This is a genomic window from Burkholderia sp. RS01 (assembly GCF_039748055.1).
Classification (GTDB): domain Bacteria; phylum Actinomycetota; class Actinomycetes; order Actinomycetales; family Micrococcaceae; genus Arthrobacter.
The window spans coordinates 1-208 of sequence record NZ_JBDLAK010000106.1; the positions used below are offsets into that span (position 1 = coordinate 1).

The 208-nt window shown below is 58.7% G+C and carries 1 protein-coding gene; it reads left to right on the forward strand.

The features are described from left to right. The coding region (locus tag ABFP37_RS22725) for an integrase core domain-containing protein (protein ID WP_347035062.1) at positions 1–104 on the forward strand (104 nt) is incomplete at its 5' end. Between the last annotated feature and the right edge of the window lie 104 nt (positions 105–208).

The following is a 208-nucleotide window of genomic DNA, read 5'->3' on the forward strand; positions in this document are numbered from 1 at the left end:
CCGACGCCCTGCAGCCATGGCTAAACTTCTACAACAACCACCGGCCCCACGGCAGCCTCGGAGGCAAGCCACCCATCAGCAGGTGCAACCAACCTACTGGCTGAGTACACCTGATATGTAGGTATTTCTTGTCAAGGGGGCAAGGGTGAGCGGTCCAAGACTGGGTGTCTTGGACCGCTCCTTTTGTGTTCCGTTCCTTGGGCCCGTC